Source organism: Enterovibrio baiacu (genome assembly GCF_004120195.1).
Classification (GTDB): Bacteria; Pseudomonadota; Gammaproteobacteria; order Enterobacterales; family Vibrionaceae; genus Enterovibrio; species Enterovibrio baiacui.
This window is the reverse complement of record NZ_SCHN01000005.1, coordinates 392,166-408,052: the sequence shown is the minus strand read 5'-3', so window position 1 is coordinate 408,052 and position 15,887 is coordinate 392,166. Positions and strand designations below refer to the sequence as shown.

Annotated in this window: 11 protein-coding genes; 6 read left to right on the top strand and 5 right to left on the bottom strand. The window is 48.9% G+C overall.

Annotated features, from left to right (window positions below):
• Positions 1-76 precede the first annotated feature (76 nt).
• The 3 genes from EQP46_RS02090 (at position 77) to cqsA (ending at position 3,876) form a co-directional block, all read left to right on the top strand.
• Entirely contained in the window at positions 77-1,570 is a 1,494-nt protein-coding gene (locus tag EQP46_RS02090) for a glutathione synthase (protein WP_192545471.1), read from the top strand.
• Between the two features lie 114 nt (positions 1,571-1,684).
• Complete coding sequence (sigZ, locus tag EQP46_RS02085; RefSeq protein WP_129492061.1) at positions 1,685-2,227, top strand: RNA polymerase sigma factor SigZ; 543 nt, start codon at positions 1,685-1,687, stop codon at positions 2,225-2,227.
• Positions 2,228-2,694: 467 nt separating this feature from the next.
• The gene (gene cqsA / locus EQP46_RS02080; RefSeq protein ID WP_129492060.1) at positions 2,695-3,876 is read left to right on the top strand and encodes an alpha-hydroxyketone-type quorum-sensing autoinducer synthase; all 1,182 of its coding nucleotides are present in this window, start codon (positions 2,695-2,697) and stop codon (positions 3,874-3,876) included.
• Positions 3,877-3,945: 69 nt separating this feature from the next.
• Here the strand turns inward: cqsA and EQP46_RS02075 are convergent, their stop codons facing one another.
• The 4 genes from EQP46_RS02075 to EQP46_RS02060 all read right to left on the bottom strand — a co-directional run bounded on the left by EQP46_RS02075 (position 3,946) and on the right by EQP46_RS02060 (position 11,368).
• Positions 3,946-5,997 (bottom strand): hybrid sensor histidine kinase/response regulator, encoded by a 2,052-nt coding sequence (locus EQP46_RS02075; RefSeq protein ID WP_129492059.1) that lies wholly within the window; start codon positions 5,995-5,997, stop codon positions 3,946-3,948.
• Between the two features lie 577 nt (positions 5,998-6,574).
• Complete coding sequence (gene gcvP, locus EQP46_RS02070) at positions 6,575-9,439, bottom strand: aminomethyl-transferring glycine dehydrogenase (protein ID WP_129492058.1); 2,865 nt, start codon at positions 9,437-9,439, stop codon at positions 6,575-6,577.
• A 15-nt stretch (positions 9,440-9,454) separates the two neighbouring features.
• The gene (gene gcvH / locus EQP46_RS02065; protein ID WP_129492057.1) at positions 9,455-9,832 is read right to left on the bottom strand and encodes a glycine cleavage system protein GcvH; all 378 of its coding nucleotides are present in this window, start codon (positions 9,830-9,832) and stop codon (positions 9,455-9,457) included.
• Positions 9,833-9,967: 135 nt separating this feature from the next.
• Entirely contained in the window at positions 9,968-11,368 is a 1,401-nt protein-coding gene (locus tag EQP46_RS02060; RefSeq protein ID WP_129492056.1) for an L-serine ammonia-lyase, read from the bottom strand.
• Positions 11,369-11,917: 549 nt separating this feature from the next.
• Here EQP46_RS02060 and EQP46_RS02055 point away from each other — a divergent pair.
• The 3 genes from EQP46_RS02055 to EQP46_RS02045 all read left to right on the top strand — a co-directional run bounded on the left by EQP46_RS02055 (position 11,918) and on the right by EQP46_RS02045 (position 14,846).
• The gene (locus EQP46_RS02055) at positions 11,918-12,559 is read left to right on the top strand and encodes a helix-turn-helix domain-containing protein (RefSeq protein WP_129492055.1); all 642 of its coding nucleotides are present in this window, start codon (positions 11,918-11,920) and stop codon (positions 12,557-12,559) included.
• 118 nt (positions 12,560-12,677) lie between these two features.
• Complete coding sequence (gene gcvT / locus EQP46_RS02050; RefSeq protein WP_129492054.1) at positions 12,678-13,796, top strand: glycine cleavage system aminomethyltransferase GcvT; 1,119 nt, start codon at positions 12,678-12,680, stop codon at positions 13,794-13,796.
• A 441-nt stretch (positions 13,797-14,237) separates the two neighbouring features.
• Entirely contained in the window at positions 14,238-14,846 is a 609-nt protein-coding gene (locus EQP46_RS02045; protein ID WP_129492053.1) for a DNA-J related domain-containing protein, read from the top strand.
• Between the two features lie 41 nt (positions 14,847-14,887).
• Here the strand turns inward: EQP46_RS02045 and EQP46_RS02040 are convergent, their stop codons facing one another.
• Positions 14,888-15,772 carry a DMT family transporter gene (locus tag EQP46_RS02040; RefSeq protein WP_129492052.1) on the bottom strand — a complete coding sequence of 295 codons (885 nt, stop codon included), beginning with the start codon at positions 15,770-15,772 and terminating at the stop codon, positions 14,888-14,890.
• Between the last annotated feature and the right edge of the window lie 115 nt (positions 15,773-15,887).

Sequence of the window (15,887 nt, the reverse complement as noted above, 5' to 3'; positions counted from 1 at the left end):
TGCGCTTTCCAATGGCTTTTATAACGGCATTCAACAACGCGCAAATGCGTGCGTGAAACGTGAAATGGTAGACATGATGAAGACTTCAATTCTCGAAAAACAATGCGTTGAAGAGCAATACCTTAATACACAAACCGTCGATGAGGTCTGTGAGTGGCAAATCATGCACGGTGTTGCCATAAAAAACAGCGATGGCACTGCACGCCATTGCCCTTTTAGCATTGCGCCGATGACCATGAAACGTCGCGTGTTTGAGCACTTGAAAACAGTGACGCCGATGCTGACAAACCTTATCAGCAAGGTGTCTGAAGACATGCCTTTCTTGCAGTCTTCGTTGAGTAGCATGGCGAACGCCGATCCCTTCTTTGGTCGCTTGATGAAAATGCACGCACAGATCCACGGCACGGAAGCTGCGCCTAAAACCGCGCTGCGTAAGCCTCTGCTTCTGATGCGCACTGATTTCATGGATGACCGCCAACAAGGCGCAAAAGTGATTGAGTTTAACGGCATTGCTGCTGGCATGGGGCCATTTGGTCAACGCGCCAATGAAATGCACGATTACATGCGTAGACAGTGGCCTGAGATATATCGCGATTGGGTGGAATCGCCAGCGGCTGTACCTGCGAATAATGCATGTTTGGAACAACTGGCGCACGGCATTGCGACGGCAGCGCAAGACATTCGCGTAACGTATGGCACGCCAACTGAACAACAAGAACAGCGCACCTTCTTGATGGTTGTGCAGAATCACGAAGACAATGTGTACGACCAGCATTTGCTGGAGGTTGCGCTGCAGCAGCGTGGTGTGCGCACCGTTCGTCGAACCTTTGACCAACTTTCGTCGCAGCTTTCGACAGGTGAAAACCAACGCCTGATCTTGAAAGACATTGGCCCGGTGGATGTGGTATACCTTCGCGCTGGCTACCAATATTCTGACTATTTCGCGCCTGAACTGCGTGAAGCTAATTGCTGCCATACCCTGAGCCAAACGCGTGTGTTCATTGAACAGCACAACGTGGCGGTGAACGCGACAGTCGGTCAACAACTCGCCACCAGCAAGACCATGCAAATGATCCTCACCATGATGACCACGCAAGAACTCACGCGCTGGGGATTGAGTGAAGAAGATGCCACCTTGGTCAAAAGCGTATTGGCAGATATGTTGCCGATTCATGCCGAGGCAATTGCATGGTTTAACCGCGATGCTGAAAAGCGCGAGTGGGTACTAAAGAACCAAGGCGAGGGCGGTGGTCACTGCGTGTTTGGTGACGATATTTCAGCGAAATTAGCGACACTTAAACCTGAAGATTATGATGCGTGGGCATTGATGCAGCGTTTGTATCCCCATGAGCGTGAGCGTCCAACCATTGCTGTGCGTAATGGTGAGCAAACGCTGGTGGACGATCTTGTCAGTGAAATCGGCTTGTTCACCGCGTATTACGACGGCAAACCTGTGACTGAGTTCGAAGGTTATGCGGGGTATTTAGTGCGTAGTAAGCCAGCAAAAGAAAATGAAGGCGGCATTCATAGCGGTAAGGGGATTCTCGATTCCATCACGCTTATCGACTAGCATGCCTATAAGTAGATGTACCCAAACAAGGTTTTGCTGAACACGCATGTTGACGTTGTTGGGTTTCTCGATAGCCGTGGAATATCGCGGCTATCGAATAATAAGAGTAAAACGATGACGATCGAAGCTGTTTGGCATGAATATCAATCAAGCGTAAAAGCCTTTCTCCACGCAAAAGTGTCGAACCCGGATGATGTTGACGACCTTCTTCAAGACATTCTTTTGAAAACCTACCTTCATCTCAACGATGTGAAAGACAGAACCAAAGTGAAGTCTTGGCTGTTCCAAGTTGCCAATAACGCCATTATCGATTTCTATCGCGAAAAAGGGCGTTCAAAGCGCATCGCTCAAGAAGACTTATGGTTCGAGCGTGAAAAAGAACAGGTGCGTGACGATCTTGTGTCGTGTTTGCTTCCGTTTATTCAAGCGCTTCCTCCGGAAGATGCTGAGATGCTCACTTCCATTGACCTGCACGGCAAATCCCAAAAAGCCTATGCGGAAGAGCAGGGGATCAATTACTCCACCTTGAAATCTCGTTTGCAAAAAAGCCGCGAAAAAATCAATGCGCTGTTTCAGGATTGCTGTGAGCTCTCTCTCGACAAAAACGGCAGTGTTATTGACTATGAAACACGTCAAAAAAACGGGAAGTATTGCTAGGGTCTGCGGATTGTTGATGGCTAAATTTTGCTCAACATTTACCTGTCCATAACGCGTTTACGAAAGAGCACCGAATCGGTGGGTATAGGCTTATGCAACCTGGGCCTCTCTTTGCCTAACAACTTAAGCACCTGTCTCCTATATCGGCACCCTTGCAGCGTTTATGACGCGATTTTTTGCACCAGTTTTCGCCAAAATAATGAACAAAAACGGGTGATTAGCAGTATTGAGAGAGAAGTCAAGCAGCGTGCTGTGAAGAAATCTAGGATCGCCAAAAGCCGCATTCTCGCTGCTTTTCGTCCTGAAATAGCGACATTGAATAAGCCGAGAATCTAGTCAATGTTTTGCTAAATTGTAAAGATTCCCAAACTTACAAAACCTCACTATTGTTACATCGGTCATAATCAGCCTACTAATGGCATACGCGTCAATGCCAGCGTTTTTCTATAACAGGAAGAGGCTAGACTATGCACAATCAACCGAGAACCAAAGATCTCCCTTCTTTTATCGAACAACGCCTGAATTTCTTCGTTCAAGACTTGTTTGAACCCTTTAACGACAACATTCCGTTGCCTGTGGGTCAAAAACCAAGTCACGACGCCGTAACGATGCAAAGCAATGACTACCTTGCTTTGTCTTTGAACGATGAAATTCAGTCTGCTCACATGCAAGCTATCTCAAACAGTGATGAGAACGTCGTGATGTCGGCGGTCTTTTTGCAAGATGAGGCATCCAAGCCTGATCTCGAGAAACGGCTCGCCACCTATGTTGGCATGGAAAGCTGTGTGCTTTCTCAGTCTGGCTGGGCGGCGAACATTGGCTTGCTACAGACCATTTGCGCCCCAGAAACCCCGGTGTATATCGATTTCTTTGCGCACATGTCTATGTGGGAAGGTGCGAGAATTGCCGGAGGGAAAATCCGCCCATTTATGCACAACAACGTTGCCCATCTGCGAAAGCAGGTTAAACGTTATGGTGCAGGTATTATTTTGGTGGATTCCGTCTACAGCACAATCGGCACGGTTGCGCCGCTCGAAGCCATCTACGAAGTGGCAAAAGAGTTTGACTGCGCGCTGGTGGTAGATGAATCCCATTCCTTGGGAACGCACGGGCCTGAAGGCTCTGGCCTTGTCAGGGAGTTGGGGCTTGAGCAGGATGTGGATTTCATCACAACCAGTCTTGCAAAGGCGTTTGCTTACCGCGCGGGTGCGATTATGGGCCCTGATAAACTGATGCAAGCGCTGCCATTTGTTTCATTTCCAGCGATCTTTAGCTCGACGGTACTGCCGCAAGAAATCGTTAGGCTAGAAACCACGCTGGACGTTATTCAACGTTCTGATGACAAACGAAAGCGGCTCTTTGAAGTGGCGGAAATTCTACGTACTGGGCTGACAAACATCGGCTTTACGGTGCGCAGCGAATCGCAAATCATTGCATTGGAATGTGGTTGCGAAAAGAACACTGAACGCGTGAGAGATTTTCTTGAAAACAGAAATGTCTTCGGTTCTGTGTTTTGTCGGCCAGCAACACCGAGAAACAAGGCCATTATTCGTTTCTCGTTAAGTGCTGATATGACAAACAGCGACATCGATTATGTGCTGACGGTTTGCCAAGCTGCGTATGACAGCGCTGAGCTCTCGTTTGTGTGATCTCAAAGTTGTAACGTACAGATTCGCGTTAACGTAAAAGCTCAGCCTTGTGCTGAGCTTTTCTTTTGTTCAGGACACCCAGGTCGCGATTTTATCGTGCAGGCGCTTTCTATCCGAAGGTTTCACGATAAAATCAGACATGCCAGAGGAGGCGACTTTATCGAGGGTAGACTTCGAACTGTCGCCGGTGTGCGCAATGATCGGCACGCTGGAATAACTCTTTCCTGAATCTCGAATAATACGCGAGGCTTCTACACCGCCCATCACCGGCATCTCAATGTCCATGAGCACCAAATCTACGCGCTTGTTATCCAAGGTTTCAATGGCTTCGCCGCCGTCTTTGCACTGAATGACTTTGAAGCCCAGTTTCTCAAGAAGCTTCGCGGTAAATTTTCGCAATGTTTCGCTGTCATCCACCACCAAAATGGTGTGCTTTTGAGGTTCCAACACGCGTTGGAGCGGTGCCATTGCATCTTCCTCAGTGGCATCAAACAGCAGGCCTTTCACAACAGATGGCGTATTGAGCAGCCAGGAGCGCGCTTCAATCCACACCGGATTAAACACCGCATTGGTTTGATAATCCGTCGCACAATGCTGGAACAAATAAACAATGCGCGCTTCGGTAAAGGAGAGCAGCGGTTCAATGTGTGTCAGGACATCACCATTGGCGATCATGCTTTCCAAGTCGACAAAGATTAAATCGTACTCAAACTCATGTTCTTTCTTTTGCAGCATCGAAAGGGTGCTCATGCTGTCCACGCGCATGCTCAGCGCTTTACCTGTATCAATCGCTTTGGACGTGAGAATGCTTTGGTCGCTAACAATCAGCATGGATTTCAGGTGGAGGACATTTCGCTCGATGACATCAACTTCGTCAGAATTCAGTGCGGGGAAGTGCAAGGTGAATTCTGACCATGCCCCAAGCTCTGAAGTGCATGAGATATTCCCGCCAAATGCCACCATCACCTTCTTACAGAAAGGTAACCCTAGCCCATAACTGCCCGAGCGCCCGGTGGTGTAGAAATTGTCGAAGATGTGCTCGATGATTTCTTCTGGAATGCCTGACCCATTGTCTCTCACGATGATGCGGCTTTCGCGCTCGTCAGATTCCAGCGTGACATTGATGTGGAAGTTTTCTGCACTTCGATGATGAAAGGCATTTTTAAACAGATTGTAGATAACGTACTTGAGTAGGGTGTCACTGCCTAAAAATTCAAATTCATCCCGAATGTCGATGGAAATCAAGAAACGATCCGTTGCGCTCTTATAGCCAAAACTTGTCATCGCATTTTCTAGCACATGCTGCGCCGAGTGCTTTTTGAACGTCGATCGTGACACGCGGTTCTCATCGATTGAGGTCAGCAACAGATCAATGGTCTCATTCCCCGCGCGTATGATGTTCATTGCATCATGGCTGATTTCACGCAGTAATAGCGCATCTTCCGCTGAGAGTGTGTAGTTAGCTTTCTTCTGGTCGTTAGGGTTAGGCAGAATGGCCTGAATCAAGTCAATGGAGGTGCAAAGCCCACTGAGCGGATTACGCATCTCGTGAGCAATACCTGCACCGAATACTTTCGCAATCGAGACTTTGGTTTCGTGTTCCATTTGATTGCGGAAGTAGAACAAATTGCCGAACAAATACATGAACAGGAAGATAGGAACGTATGTCCAGTTCATGGTGAGTGCGAGGTGATAGCCCTTACAAACCCACGCAAAGAAGATGGCGAGGGTGATGCCAATAAAGGTTTGGATAAACATCACCCGGGTGATGTGCACCATCAATATATGAACGAAAATCGCGGCCATGCATGAGAGCAGCCAAATGCTCGACCAATCGTTCATAAAGAGCATGAAGAAAAAGAAGAAGGGAAGGCACACGGTCATAGCAACTTGATAATACAAGTGCATGTGATCTTGCCACGAGAGCTTCAACTTGTTGCGGAACAAAATCATCAGAAAGAGCACAGAACAGAAGAGGCGGAGCGGTAGGTTTTCATAGGGTTGAGGGAAGATGTATTGCCAAATCACAAAATATGCAGGGAAACCAATGAGCCCCATCCAGCCAACTAAGGTCAGATTAGGCTCAGCATATTGATATACCTTGCGAAACGCCGCGTCCATGCTCTCGATAGTAATTTTCCTAACCCTCGCCAAACGTTGTACAAACTGGCTAATGCTTTGAGTGCTTTGCGCGGAAATGTAACTGCAAACCGGCTCTGTGCGTTGCTCTTATTATGTAGTCGCTACTTTACATACTGTTTTTTCAAACCACGGTGACACCGCGAGTACGTAAGCGTTCTCTTATACACCCGACTCGAAAACAAGGCGGGGCATGAAAAAATTTTATACAAGGGTTAGACAACGCAGTGTCTCTCTTTTTGTACAAAGCGATTAAATACTGATTGGTATTAGATTTCGCTGTGACTTTGAGAATTAGGCGCAGAAGAAGGGCGGATGAAATACGGTGTATGGCGCGAAATTAAAGGCGTGTAGACTCATAGATGCAGTAAATCCAGTGGCTTGCAGTACTCGGTTCGGCGTTGATAGTGTGAGCTGTGATAGGTAAGTGGTTAGTTGATTACACTCCATACACAAAAAAATGCAGCATTTACACAATGACTAATAATGCAAACTTTATGAAAGAAAAAACGAGCCAAATTGGCTCGTTTTTGTTTCGTTTAAAACGGTAGCGTGTTGATCAGTCTTCCATGTAACTTTCAATGCTCGGGCATGAGCAAATCAAGTTACGGTCGCCATACACGTTGTCGACACGGTTTACCGTTGGCCAGTATTTCGCATCTTTCGCTTGAACGCTTGGGAAGCATGCCAATTCGCGAGTGTAAGGACGTTCCCACACGTCAGACATCAAGTCTGATTGGGTGTGAGGCGCGTTTACCAATGGGTTGTTTTCCAATGGCCATTCGCCGTCTTGCACTTTCGTGATCTCTTCACGAATAGCAATCATGGCATCACAGAAGCGATCCAACTCCACTTTGTCTTCACTTTCTGTTGGCTCGATCATGAGCGTGCCAGCAACAGGGAATGACATGGTTGGTGCGTGGAAGCCATAGTCCATCAGGCGTTTTGCGATATCTTCTTCGCTAATGCCGGATTCGTCTTTCAGCGGACGAATATCAATGATGCATTCGTGGGCAATACGACCGTGTGTACCGCGGTACAGGACTGGGTAGTAAGGGCGCAGACGCTCCATCACGTAGTTCGCGCTCAAAATCGCGACCTTAGTGGCTTCGGTCAGGCCTTGCTCGCCCATCATGGCAATGTATGCCCATGAGATTGGCAAAATTGACGCACTGCCGATTTGCGCCGCGGATACCGCGAATTCTGTGCCGTTTACCGTGTGACCCGGAAGGAAAGGCGCAAGGTGCGCTTTCACACCGATAGGACCCATACCTGGACCGCCACCGCCGTGAGGGATACAGAAGGTTTTGTGCAAGTTCAGGTGAGAAACGTCTGAACCGATAAAGCCTGGGCTAGTAAGACCAACCTGTGCGTTCATGTTTGCGCCATCAAGGTATACTTGACCACCCGCTTCATGAACACGTTCACATACTTCCTGCACTGCTTCTTCGTATACGCCGTGCGTTGACGGGTAGGTGATCATGATGCAAGAGAGGTTGTCACGATGCTTCTCAATCTTCGCTTTCAGATCTTCAACATCGATGTTGCCGTTGTCATCACAACCCACAACAACCACTTTCATTGACACCATGGCAGCAGACGCTGGGTTTGTACCGTGCGCAGAACTTGGGATCAAACACACGTTGCGGTGCGCATCGCCACGGCTTTCGTGGTAACGCTGAATCGCGATCAAGCCAGCGTATTCGCCCTGAGCACCTGAGTTTGGTTGCAAAGACATCTCATCGTAGCCCGTGATTTCACAAAGCATTTTGTTGAGTGAGTCAGCAAGCTCGGTGTAACCCAAGGCTTGATCTGCTGGTACGAACGGGTGCAATGCACCGAATTCCGGCCACGTGACAGGGATCATTTCAGCGGCAGCGTTCAGCTTCATGGTACAGCTACCCAACGGGATCATGCCGTGCGTCAATGAGAAGTCTTTGTTTTCAAGCTTCTTCATGTAGCGCATCAGCTGTGTTTCGCTGTGGTGTGTATTGAAGACTGGGTGCGTCAGGTACGCGCTGCTACGACGGCAAGACTCTGGAATGGCTGCAAACTCGTCTGCTTCGATAGACGCGGCGAATTGGCTCGCATCACTTTCGTCAGTGATGGCGGCTAACAGGCCGTTGATGTCTTCTAGCGTGGTGGTTTCATCCACACTCACACCGAGTTGACCATCCAGTTTACGCAGGTTATAGCCTGCATCTTGTGCTTTTTGGAACAGTGCGTCCGTTTGGTCACCGGTGTTCAGCGTGATGGTGTCAAAGAAATCATGGAATGCCACTTCTACGCCAGCGTGATTGAACGCGGCTGCCGCCAATGCGGTGAGGTGGTGAACACGACGTGCGATTTTCTTGAGGCCGTCAGGGCCGTGGTAAACCGCGAAGAATGCAGCCATGTTGGCCAACAGCGCTTGAGCCGTACAAATGTTCGACGTCGCTTTTTCACGGCGAATGTGCTGCTCGCGGGTTTGCATTGCCATGCGCAGGGCTTGTTTGCCTTTATTATCGATAGACACACCGATAACGCGACCTGGCATGGTGCGCTTGAGTTTGTCACGGGTTGCCATAAAGGCCGCGTGAGGACCGCCGTAACCCATTGGCACACCGAAGCGTTGTGCTGAACCGATGACCACATCTGCACCCATCTCACCCGGTGCTTTTAGCAGCGCCAGAGAAAGCAGGTCTGCCGCAACAGTGACGAGCGTTTTATTGGCTTGTGCTTGGGCAATCAAATCCGTCAAATCACGCACTTGACCTGTTGTACCTGGGTATTGCAGCAACGCACCAAACACATCGTGCTGTGGCAAAGAGTCAGCCGCGCCAGTGATCACGTCAAAGCCCATGAAACCTGCACGCGTCTTAATCACGTCGAGGGTTTGCGGGTGAACGTCATCGGCAACGAAGAAGGTATTGCTCTTGCTCTTACCACCACGCTTACATAGCGTCATGGCTTCTGCAGCCGCGGTGGCTTCATCAAGCAGCGAAGCATTCGCCAATTCCATGCCCGTCAAATCCATCACCATTTGCTGGAAGTTCAGCAATGATTCAAGGCGACCTTGAGAGATTTCTGGCTGGTATGGCGTGTACGCCGTGTACCAACCCGGATTCTCAAGTACGTTGCGCAGAATAGGGGTCGGCGTATGCGTGCCGTAGTAACCTTGGCCGATGAAGCTTTGCTTGATGACATTCTTGCTGGCAATGGCCTTCAATTTGTCGAGCATTGCGACTTCGCTGAGTGCATTGTCTAGCTCAAGCGGCTGAGGCAGACGAATGTGAGCAGGTACCGTTTCTTCAATCAAATGCTCAAGGCTCGTGGCATTCACGGTACGCAGCATCTCGGCTTGATCAGTCTCGCGCGGGCCATTGTGGCGCGTCACGAACTCATCATGAGGTTGAAGTTGGTCGAGTAGGCGTGATTCGGTCATGACAGTCGTCCTGAATTAGTCTTCGATAGTTTCTTGGTAAGCGTCAGCAGACATCAAGTGATCAAGGTTGCTGTCTTCAGCAAGTTTGATTTTTGCAATCCAGCCACCTTCAAACGGTGCTTCGTTAACAAGCTCTGGGCTGTCTTCCAGATCTTCGTTCACTTCAACCACTTCGCCATTTACTGGTCCGTAAATGTCAGAAGCTGCTTTTACTGATTCCACTAACGAGAAACCTTCTCCCACTTCCACTTCACTGCCCACTTCAGGCAGATCCACAAAAACAACATCGCCAAGAAGCGATTGTGCGTGCTCAGAAATGCCAACGGTTACAGTACCGTCACCGTTGTCTTTTACCCACTCGTGGCTCTCAGCAAACTTCAGGGTTGCATCCATTTCTTCATCTCCGTTTGAAACGTGGTTATTCGTCTTCGCTCACTCAGCGAAAAATACCGATTCTGTGTGCTTTTCAGCGCGCTGATTGCCGCGCGCTGGTTGTTTTCTATTCTGTATTGCTTGATGGCTCGCGATTCAACACGCGACGACATTGATGGCAATGGTGTTCGTTGCAAGGCCACCTTGTGAGGTTTCCTTGTACTTGCTCATCATGTCGAGCCCTGTTTCGTGCATCGTTTTGATGACGCTATCGAGTGAAACATGGTGCTCGCCATCGCCGTTCAACGCCAACCTTGTGGCATTAATGGCTTTCACGGCGCCCATGGTGTTGCGCTCTATGCAGGGCACTTGCACCAAACCATTAATGGGGTCGCACGTCAGGCCTAAGTTATGTTCCATACCGATTTCAGCGGCATTTTCAATTTGTGCAGAGGTCGCCCCCATTGCTGCGGCTAAGCCTGCTGCGGCCATGGAACAGGCTACGCCGATCTCACCTTGGCAACCTACCTCTGCGGCGGATATCGACGCGTTGGTCTTGTACAGCGAACCAATCGCTGCTGCGACGGCAAGGAACGTTCGGATACCGTCCATGTTGTTCGGCGACACAAACTTGTTGTAGTACGCCAGCACTGCTGGGATAACGCCCGCGGCACCGTTTGTTGGTGCTGTCACCACGCGTCCACCAGCCGCGTTTTCTTCATTTACGGCCATGGCATACATGTTGACCCAGTCATTCGAATCAACGGGTAAACCGTCCGTGTCTTTGCGCTTAATGCACTCGTGCAATTTTTTCGCGCGGCGTTTTAACTGTAAACCACCGGGCAGGGTGCCTTCTTGCTCAATGCCGCGTTCAATACACGCAGACATGACATGCCAAATCGCATCAATGTGTTGATTGACCGTTTCCATCGTTGCCGTGTTGTCTTGATGTTTGGCTCGCGCCAGTTCATTGGCAAACATGATGTCGGCAATCGATTTGTTTTGCGTTTTACAGTGCTCGAGAAGTTCAACGGCACTGCTAAACGTGTTCGGTGGCGAAAAATCTGTGGCCAATGCATCAGTTTCACCTTTCTCAACCACAAAACCGCCTCCGACAGAGAAGTACGTTTTGCAGAGTAAAATGTCGTCGTTTTGACCAAATGCGGTCAACGTCATGCCATTTGGATGTTCTGGCAACACTTGGTCGAAATGGAAAACCAAGTCTACATCCCAATCAAACGGAATAAATCGATGTCCGTCGAGAGGCAGCTCTTTGCTCCCTTTTACCATCTTGCACATGGTAGGAATGTCGTCTGAGTTAATGGTGTCAGGCCATTCACCCATTAATCCCATCACACACGCAACGTCGGTGGCGTGTCCCTTTCCCGTCAAGGCTAATGAACCAAACAGCTCAATCGATACCTTGTGTGTATTGTGGAGCAATGCATCTTCGCGAAGATTGGCAGCAAATCGGGCGGTTGCCACCATCGGTCCAACTGTGTGGGAACTCGATGGGCCAACGCCAATTTTGAACAGGTCAAACATGCTATGACTCATTGCACGTCTCCTCGTTTTGTAGGGTACACACCATCCCTTTAAAGAGGGATGACAGTCCGGAGCCTATTATTTAAGTATTGGCTTTTTATACGTTGCCGGCGTCAACATTTGTGTAACATACAAAACGTAATGGCACTTCGTAAAACAAAATTTCCTATAGGAAACTCGCGATGTGATCCCTTAGTCAATTTCTGGAAATACACTTCCACGCGAAGCATTCTTGTTTTCGTTTTTGCGCAAACGTTTGCTTTTTTACTCTTTGGCATCCATGATTGCAACGGTTATTTCAATGTAAATAATTAATATCCATTAAAATCAATAATATATTGCTGGTGTTCTTTTTCCGTGTTTTTGTGAATGCCACAGATGTTATAGGTTGACGTAAATTCAATTGGTTAGGGTTCATTGCATGTCTGCACGTTTTTAGCGCGAGTTTCCAATAGGAAACTTTTTGTTAAAAGTGTTAACTTGCGCTTATCAGCTCGCACAATCTCTGTGTAAGAATGAGCCCACGCTGACGGCCCAAGGGACAATGTAAAGGGGAGTCGAATGACAACAGAGACAGATACACAAGACGTGTATCCATCAGTAACCGTTGAACGCGGAAGCTTGAGTGCGACCGGTGATGCGCACGTTGCGCCCCTAAAATTGGGCGAGCGCCTGAAAGAGATCCGTACTGCGGGAGGCTTGACCTTGGAAGAGGCGAGCAAACTGACGGGCCTGGCAAGATCGACATTATCAAAAATCGAAAACGAACAGATTTCGCCAACCTTTCAAGCGATGCAAAAGCTGGCTGCAGGTCTGAACATCGGCATTCCCCAATTGTTCACGCCGCCAAAACAGCGAAAAGCAACAGGACGACGCGACATCACGCGCTTAGGTGAAGGTAAGGCGCGACCCACGGCGACTTATGAGCACGAGTTGCTTGCCACGCAACTGACGAACAAAAAGATGTTTCCGTTCAAGTCCCGTGTGCATGCTCGCTCATTTGACGAATACGATGAGTGGATAAGACACGATGGCGAAGAGTTCCTCTTGGTGCTCGAAGGCAGCATTGTCTTTTATTCGGAATTCTACGAGGCGATTACCTTAGAAGAAGGTGACAGTGTGTATTACGACGCGGCGATGGGGCACATGCTCACGTCTGCCAGCGAAGAAGATGCACTCATTCTTTGGGTAACCGCTTCTTAATTTTTGCCTCTTGAGAGAGGTTGGTCATTCACCATTGAAGGATGACCAAAACACCATCCCGTCACACGGCGGACAATTTCTCAGTAAGTCGGCTATTGCCATGATCATGGAGTGAAACATGTCACAGGATCTTCTCAAAACCCCGTTACATGCCCTACACATTGAAATGGGCGCCAAAATGGTGCCATTTGCAGGTTATGACATGCCTGTTCAATACGAGTTGGGTGTGCGTAAAGAACATATCCATTGCCGCGAACATGCGGGTCTGTTTGATGTGTCGCACATGGGTCAACTTCGTTTACATGGCGAACATGCCGCAAAAGCACTCGAAGCATTAGTGCCTGTCGATATCATTGATTTGCCTGTCGGTAAGCAACGCTATGCATTGTTCACCAACGAGCAGGGCGGCTTGATGGATGATCTGATGGTGACAAACTTTGGCGATCATTTGTTTGTTGTCGTGAATGCCGCGTGTAAAGCGCAAGATATTGCACACCTTCGCGCCAATCTGCCAAATGACGTACAACTGGAAGAAATTGAAGACCGAGCACTGCTTGCTTTGCAAGGCCCTGAAGCTGCAACCGTGCTTGCGACGCTCAATCCTGCGGTTGCTGACATGGTGTTCATGGATGCCGCATCAATGGATTTGGGTGGTGTTGAGTGTTTAGTGAGCCGTTCTGGTTACACCGGTGAAGATGGCTACGAAATTTCTGTTCCTGCAGACAGCGCTGATGCGTTTGCACGTGCGCTATTAGCAAATGACGCCGTGGAATGGATTGGCTTGGGTGCGCGAGACTCACTGCGCCTTGAGTGTGGCTTATGTCTGTATGGTCATGATATTGACACGACAACCACACCTGTTGAAGCAAGCCTGCTGTGGGCGCTGAGCAAGCCACGCCGTGCAGACGGTGAACGTGCGGGCGGATTCCCAGGTGCAGACATCATTCTCGATCAGATCGCAACCAAAGACGTATCGCGTAAGCGTGTGGGTTTGTTGGGCGGCAGTAAAGCGCCTGTTCGTGAAGGTGCGGTGCTGTTTGACGCAGATGACAATGAAATCGGTGTGGTCACCAGCGGCACGTTTGGCCCAACGAAAGGCCAGCCTGTCGCAATGGGGTATGTTTCAACCTCGTTGGCTGTGATTGGCACAGAAGTGTTTGCAGAGGTGCGCGGTAAGAAGTTGCCGATGACCATCGAAAAGATGCCATTCGTGCCACAGCGCTACTATCGCGGCTGATCACGCAGCCTGACATTGAATTGACAGAGAATGCGGCGTGACGTTTTGGCGTCAAAAAAACGCAAACGGCAGTGAATACGCCAAATAAGAGTCACAAAATTGCCGCTTTATGCAATTCAAGCGAACACCTTGTATCCGTGATAGCGGATCCGAAAAGAAAGGCCAGTGCGTATCACTGGCCTTTTTCTTTTTCTACTCAATGGCCTAAATACCACCCCTTTTACGCTGTAAAATATTTTTACAGTTTGTCTCGTGATTGGCATCGACTATGCATGCATTCAATACAGCAAATGAGTGTTCTGTCAGTAGGAGTGAAAACATCCTGCTAAGGAGCAAAGAGCTGTGAGTCGGCGCAGAAGAACGGAAATTCGCAGGCGATACACAGCATAATGGATTAATGTCTTATATGTACGACATGTCGTCGATAGGAGAATATGCAGTATGCTTGCTGAACAACGGGATGACATTGATAACCCCCTAATCTGGCCGATTCTGAGCGTGCTCGAAGAATCTCACCAAAGCTGGAAGGTTCACTACCTGATGTCTGAGCTGCAGAAGAAGACCATCATGGATCATTTAGACGATGACCCACAATTGGATCTCTTCAAGCGTAATTTTCTCATCATGAACGCCCTATACCAACTGCAAGAAATGCTGCTTCCTCAGCAGTGGTTGCAGGTAGAGTCGATGGACATTCAATTAAAATGGCGCGGCGCAAGCTCAGGGTTTGTCCAACACGAAATCAACCGCGATGATCCGTTGCGCGAATACTACATGGATTGGAAAAACTACGATGCGCAGCTTGAAGACGTGCGTGATTTGCTTTCCTCTTTTTGGAAACGCTATCAGCAGCATGTTGGGCATTGCAGTGAGACAACGATTGAGCGCAAGAACGCCTTGTCCGCATTGGGCTTGTCTGTGGATGCATCCGATTTAGAGATACGCCGTCAATGGCGGAAGATGGCGTTGAAGTGGCACCCTGACCGTCCAGAAGGCGACGCTGCAACGTTCCGCACCATGTGTGAAGCCTGGCAGAGTCTTCGCTTGTAACACTGCCGACCTAAAGAACGCTAACGGTTGAAAAACCAGTATCAGTCGGTACTGGTTTTTTTATTGAGCGAGCGTTTTTCGTTGGCGGCAGACACGGTGAACAGCACCAACGTCAGGAGTACAATGCCCCCGCCAATCAATACGTTTTGACTCGGTACTTCCCCTAGTCCCCACCACACAAACAAAGGTCCCAGAATGGCCTCCAAAAGCATAAACAGGTTGGCGTGAGCCGCAGGTAAGTAACGTGGGCCGATTGAGATCAGCACGAAAGACAGCGGCACCACACCCACACAAAGTATCAAGATATATATCCATTCTTGTTGGGTGAGGGAGAAGGGTTCCGCGCCCGCGAAGAGGGCGATCACCATGGTGAAAAAACCGCCCAGCACGAGGTAAAGTGGCGCGTTTTTGCTTTGGGTTTTTCGCAAGATAACGAAGTAGGAGGCCAGCATAAAGGCCGTGATCAGCGCCATCAAATTACCCAAGGACGCGTCTGGCAATGCGGTGTCGCTAAACACAAACATGATGCCAGCGGTCGCCGCGACAATGGCGAATAAGGTGCGTCGATCAACACGCTCTTTGAGGAAAACGTAGGCGAGCAGGGCACTGATTAAGGGGCTGACATTAATGATGATTAATGTGCTGGCAACCTGCGTCATTTCAATGGAGAGGACAAAACAAATCGTCGACATTGAAAACGCAAAAGAGCCAAGAAAAAGAAACTTATCTGGCTTTCTGATCGCGGCGATGGTGCTTTTGGTCTGAAGGGTTAGCATGACAGACAAAATTAAAACGACGGAAAATAGCCCGCGCCAAAAAAGCAGTGTCCATTCTGAAGAATGTATTAATCGAATCAATAAACTGTCGACACTCAGCAAGGTAATGCCGACAAGCATCGCCCACGTCCCTTTATAAATAGGCGACACAACCGCTCCTTTGTGTTTTACATCATTTTGCGAATTTTCGAATTTCCTATTCGAGGTTACCGTTTTCTGCAAGTAATGGGTAAACCGATTTTAGTATAAATGTAGAACCAAACAG

What these genes read in the sequence shown, in the direction of transcription:
- EQP46_RS02060 (WP_129492056.1), bottom strand. Translation starts at nt 11,368, where the DNA reads ATGAGTCATAGCATGTTTGACCTGTTCAAAATTGGCGTTGGCCCATCG.
- cqsA (WP_129492060.1), top strand. Translation starts at nt 2,695, where the DNA reads ATGCACAATCAACCGAGAACCAAAGATCTCCCTTCTTTTATCGAACAA.
- EQP46_RS02090 (WP_192545471.1), top strand. Translation starts at nt 77, where the DNA reads ATGAAGACTTCAATTCTCGAAAAACAATGCGTTGAAGAGCAATACCTT.
- gcvT (WP_129492054.1), top strand. Translation starts at nt 12,678, where the DNA reads ATGTCACAGGATCTTCTCAAAACCCCGTTACATGCCCTACACATTGAA.
- EQP46_RS02045 (WP_129492053.1), top strand. Translation starts at nt 14,238, where the DNA reads ATGCTTGCTGAACAACGGGATGACATTGATAACCCCCTAATCTGGCCG.
- gcvH (WP_129492057.1), bottom strand. Translation starts at nt 9,832, where the DNA reads ATGGATGCAACCCTGAAGTTTGCTGAGAGCCACGAGTGGGTAAAAGAC.
- EQP46_RS02055 (WP_129492055.1), top strand. Translation starts at nt 11,918, where the DNA reads ATGACAACAGAGACAGATACACAAGACGTGTATCCATCAGTAACCGTT.
- sigZ (WP_129492061.1), top strand. Translation starts at nt 1,685, where the DNA reads ATGACGATCGAAGCTGTTTGGCATGAATATCAATCAAGCGTAAAAGCC.
- gcvP (WP_129492058.1), bottom strand. Translation starts at nt 9,439, where the DNA reads ATGACCGAATCACGCCTACTCGACCAACTTCAACCTCATGATGAGTTC.
- EQP46_RS02075 (WP_129492059.1), bottom strand. Translation starts at nt 5,997, where the DNA reads ATGGACGCGGCGTTTCGCAAGGTATATCAATATGCTGAGCCTAATCTG.